A 3165-nucleotide genomic window follows, 5' to 3' on the forward strand; every position below is an offset into this window, starting at 1 on the left:
CCGTGCCCGCCGTGAACGGGTTGACCAACTCCATCTCTTCGCCGGCGCCCATCACGCGAAGCCCGAGCTCGCCGTCCCCGAGGGGCATGTCACCGTCCTCGGGCGTCCCATCGGGCCCCAGGACGGCATCCGGGGTTCCGATGCCCCATTCCGCTATCGCGGCCAGCATGTTGGGTGGCGCGACGACATCGGGGTACCCCGCCGACCGTGCGGCCTCCGAGTCGTAGTGGCTCGGGTCAGTGGCTCCAATCGTCATCGCGTAGCGGCCGATCATCACCGCGTCCAGCGTGCCGAGACTGCGCCGCGAGAGGACTTCGCCTATCCGCGGCCGTGTCTGAGCGTAGTAGGTCGCCAGTGGGGTGCCGGGTTCAAGCAGAGCGGACATGCTCGGCCTCCTCGCCAGCTAGTTCCGCGACGATGGCCTCTGTTGACGCGCCCAGTGGCGGGGCGGCCCGCAGCGGTCCCACCGGCGAATCGCCAAGCCTTAATGGACATCCCGGCACCGGCACGCGTCCCCTCGCCGGGTGCTCGACGTAGGTGATCATGCCGCGCTGAATCAGGTGCTCGTCGGTGTCGACCTCACGGATCGACTTGACCGGCGCACAGGGCACCCCGGCGGCCTGCAGGTCGTCGACCAGCTCGGCGCGCGTGCGGGTTCTGGTGACCGAGGACACCTCTTCGTCGACGGCGTCGATGTTGGCGACCCTGTCCTTTTCGGTGCGAAACCTCGGGTCGTCGATCAGCTCGGGCCGGCCGAGCGCGGTTGCCACGCCGTGCCAGTGCCGCTCGGCGATGCAGATGATCGCCAGCCAGCCGTCGCTGGTCTTGTAGATGTTGTACGGCGTAACCGCCATGCCCGAGTGCCGGTTGCCGGTGCGCTCGGGGAGCTCGCGGTCGGGGTGGTTGTGCAGGCCGCCCAGGCTGGATGCCAGCATCGGGTAGATGGTGTCGTGCATCGAGACCTCGACGATCTGGCCGCGTCCGGTGCGCTCGCGCTGGAACAGGGCCGCGCTGACAGCCCCGAACAGGTGGATGCCGCCGGAGAAGTCCACGAACGCGGCGCCGGCCTTGGTTGGTGGCCCGTCGGGCACTCCGGTGGCCGAGGCGCTGCCGGACATCGCCTGCACGGTGATGTCCATAGCGGACATGTGGGCGTACGGGCCGGTGGACCCGTAGCCCTTGCCGCAGGCCACGATCAGGCGCGGGTTGTGCTCGAGGAGTCGCGCCGGGTGCAGCTGGAGGCGCTCCATGGTGCCCGGCGCGAAGTTCTCGATGAGCACGTCGGCGGTTTTGACCAGGTCGAGCAGCGCCTGGCGACCGGCGTCGGTTTTCAGGTCGAGCACCACGCTGCGCTTGTTGGAGTTGAGCATCACGAACTCATGGGACTCGGTCGGCTGGTGGGAGCGGAAGCGCAATTGCTCACCGCCGGGTGGCTCGATCTTGATGACGTCGGCGCCTAGCTGAGCCAGCAGCAGCCCGCAGTATGGGCCGTTGTAAATCTGGCCCAGTTCCAGGACCCGGACGCCGTCAAACGCTGATGGCATGATCACTTTCTCCGATCAGGACTTGACCACACCGGCGCTGCCGCCGTGGATGTAGCCGACCGTTCCGGTGCCCTGCGCCGCCGACACGGTTTCGGTCACGTACTGAATGGAGGTCGCGTCGTTGATGTGGTGCAGCGTGCCGTCGTCGTTGAATCCGATTTGCGCGCCTTCCATCCAGAGCAGCACAACAGTGTCCTCGGTGTTGTCCTCCGGGCAGTAGAAGGTGTGCACCGAGCCGCCCGGCTCATACAGGTAGTCGCCCGCGGTCTGCGGCTGGTCGGGGTACTCGGCGTACCTCCAGCAGCCGGAGAACGTGTACACCTCGGCCGTACCGGTGTGGTAATGCACGGGCAGGAGGCAACCGGGCGCCATGGTGGCCATGAGGACCACCTGTCCCTTTTCGGGGTCCAGGCGCAGCGGCTTGATGTGGATGCCGGGGCCCATAGCGTCCTTGAGCAGCGGGATCTGGTCGATGTTGACGGTCAGCAGGTCGTCCTGCGGTAAAGCGACCAACGGCAGCGGGACGCCGCTTTTGGTGCGGAACATGCCTGGAGAGACGGGTGCGGACATGTGGCGGAACCTTTCGGGTAGTGGTACGTACGTATTTATGGATTGGAAACCGGATATCCGGATAACTCGGTACTGTACTGTGGCTCGCGCCTCGTTGCAAGTGTTTGTCTGAATTCGTCGGTAGGGCTTGCCAGCGTCAGGCGCGTGCCTGCCCGCCCGGATCGCACGGTCGACCGAGTGACGCAGATTCTCGAGACCGTTTCGTTAAGCCCGAATCACATGCAATCTGGAAGCGGCACGTGAAAACCCCCGCGTGGCAACCGAATTGAAAACGCTTCTGGAGTCGGCGAAATGCCTTGCCGCCAGTGACGCGCGCGTGGCGTTCGACACGGTCTCTGTCCGGTTCACGCCGCTGCGTGTGTTGAGAGCCCCAACCAGCGTCGCCGCGAGCAGCTCGATCGCGACGATTTAGCCCGCTCCCACCTGACGACGGCGGTCATCGCGCCACATGATCCCTACAGCAAGGACCGCGCGCTGACGACTGGCCGGGCCGCGTACTCAGCGCCCGCCGAAGTGAATTTCAACGGGGCCGCGACGACGAATCACGTCGCGGCCGCGTGGAGGCGGATGATCGGGATGGTGCGATGGCACCGCGCGGCGCGCCGCCGGTAGTCGGGCCAGAGTGGGTAGATCCGGTAGGCCATGACCCAGAGGCGCTCTTGCTCGTCGGGGTCGGTTACCTCGGTCGCGGTCATCACCGGGCCGGCGCCGTTCGTTGCGATCTGCACGCGGGGGTTCGCGGTGAGGTTGTAATACCAGGCGGGGTGTTTGTAATTGCCGTAGTTGGAGGCGATCACGATGACGTCGGGCCCGTCGTGAAAGTAGATCGGGTTCGTGCGCGGTTGCCCCGTTTTGGCCCCGGTGGTGGTGAGCAGCGCTGAGGGAAGCATAAGTCCCATGGCCAGCCGACCCCCGGTCGCTCGCAGCAGCCATGGGTCGATCCTTGGCGCGATGTTCTTCGCGATCCACCGGCCTACGCCGGTCGCCAAGAAGGCGGCGTAGGCGCGGATCGGGGGGCTGACCCGGTCGGGAGGATCGACCCGTGGCAGAT

The 3165-nt window shown here is 66.3% G+C and carries 4 protein-coding genes; all 4 read right to left on the minus strand.

Going from position 1 to position 3165, the window contains the following annotated elements; translation table 11 throughout:
* On the minus strand, positions 1-385 hold a 385-nt coding region (locus ACLP4W_RS05640), incomplete at its 3' end, for an FAS1-like dehydratase domain-containing protein (RefSeq protein ID WP_442384931.1).
* The gene (locus tag ACLP4W_RS05645) at positions 369-1544 is read right to left on the minus strand and encodes a CaiB/BaiF CoA transferase family protein (protein ID WP_442384935.1); all 1176 of its coding nucleotides are present in this window, start codon (positions 1542-1544) and stop codon (positions 369-371) included. The genes ACLP4W_RS05645 and ACLP4W_RS05640, both read right to left, overlap by 17 nt.
* A gap of 15 nt (positions 1545-1559) precedes the next feature.
* Positions 1560-2114 (minus strand): 2,4'-dihydroxyacetophenone dioxygenase family protein, encoded by a 555-nt coding sequence (locus tag ACLP4W_RS05650; protein ID WP_442384937.1) that lies wholly within the window; start codon positions 2112-2114, stop codon positions 1560-1562.
* 542 nt (positions 2115-2656) lie between these two features.
* Positions 2657-3165 (minus strand): nitroreductase/quinone reductase family protein (locus ACLP4W_RS05655; RefSeq protein WP_442384939.1); only part of this gene is annotated, 509 nt, incomplete at its 5' end.

The organism is Mycobacterium sp. (genome assembly GCF_052145595.1).
Lineage (GTDB): Bacteria > Actinomycetota > Actinomycetes > Mycobacteriales > Mycobacteriaceae > Mycobacterium.